This window comes from Spirillospora sp. NPDC049652, assembly GCF_040675125.1.
Classification (GTDB): domain Bacteria; phylum Actinomycetota; class Actinomycetes; order Streptosporangiales; family Streptosporangiaceae; genus Spirillospora.
The window spans coordinates 1-1,299 of sequence record NZ_JBFAOF010001457.1 but is presented as its reverse complement, the minus strand read 5'-3'; the positions used below and the strand labels follow the sequence as shown (position 1 = coordinate 1,299).

2 protein-coding genes are annotated in these 1,299 nt (G+C 73.9%); one reads left to right on the top strand and one right to left on the bottom strand.

Annotated features, from left to right (window positions below):
• The coding region (locus AB0J52_RS41085) for an ABC transporter ATP-binding protein (RefSeq protein WP_500188668.1) at positions 1-552 on the top strand (552 nt) is incomplete at its 5' end.
• 12 nt (positions 553-564) lie between these two features.
• On the opposite strand, the gene AB0J52_RS41080 is transcribed toward AB0J52_RS41085, so the two are convergent.
• The coding region (locus AB0J52_RS41080) for a sodium:calcium antiporter (protein ID WP_500188667.1) at positions 565-1,299 on the bottom strand (735 nt) is incomplete at its 5' end.

Here is a 1,299-nt window from a genome sequence, read left to right as displayed (position 1 = left end):
CTGGTGGGCCCGTCCGGCTCCGGCAAGTCCACGCTGCTGGCCGTGGCGGGAGCGCTGCTGCGGCCCGACTCGGGCGCCGTCGAGCTGGACGGCGCCGACATCGCGCGGCTCGGCGACGGCGAACGCGCCCGGCTGCGCCGCGAGCGGATCGGCTACATGTTCCAGACGGGCAACCTGCTCGGCGCCCTGACGGCGACCGAGCAGCTGCTGGCCGCGACCTACGTCGCGGGCGAGGGCACCCGCCGGCACCGGACGCGGGCCGTCGCCGCCCTGGAGGAGGTGGGGCTGGGCGACCGCCTGAAGCACCGGCCCGACCAGCTGTCCGGCGGGGAGCGCCAGCGCGTCGCCCTGGCCCGCGCCCTGTTCCTGACCCCGGCGCTGCTGCTGGTGGACGAGCCGACCGCCGCCGTCGACCGCTCCCAGGCCGACGCGATCGCCGGACTGATCACCGACCGCACGCGGGCGCACGACTGCGTCACCCTGGTCGCGACGCACGACCCGGCCGTCATCGCGTCCGCCGACACCGTCATCGACCTGGACGCCGCGGCCTGACCGCCGCCCGGATCAGAGGATGACGACCAGGCCGGCGGCGAAGACCAGGTAGAGGACGCCCGTCCAGGCGAGGCGGGCGGGCGTCAGCCTGTGGGCGCGCATGGTCGCGAGCAGGTAGACGATCGCGACCATGGTCATCGCGCCCGACCAGATCAGGGCGTGGTCGAACTTCCAGGGCGTGAACAGCAGGCCGAGCCCGGACGGGACGGTCGCCTGGATCATCATCGCGCCGGAGATGTTGGCGAGGGCGAGGCTGGTCTTGCCCTGCCGGACCCAGATCACCGCGTTCATGATCTCGGGCAGCTCGGTCGCGACCGGGGACAGCAGCAGCGCGGTGACCGCGGCGGGCAGCCCGAGCATCGGGCCGATCGCGTCGAGCTGGTGCACGAACAGCTGGGACGCGAAGAAGATCACCGTGAGGGTGGCGAGGGTCTGGACGGCGATCGCCCAGCCCGCCGGGACCGGCCGGTTCGGCTGCAGCTTCAGCGGCTCGAGGTCGAGCTCCGCGCCGGCGCCGCCCTCGTCGTCGCCGCCGCGCATCTCGCGCCAGAAGTAGACGGCGTACACGGCGAAGAACAGCACGCCCAGCCAGGGCTTGATCGCGAAGGCGACCAGGCCGAGGGCGACCTTGAAGACGAACACGGCGAGGAACCAGCGCTGGTCCTTGGCCAGGCGGGCGGCTTCGGCGGGGTCGGTCAGGACCTCCGACGCGCCGCCGGTGAACCCTCCGGGTGCGGCCTGGCGGCC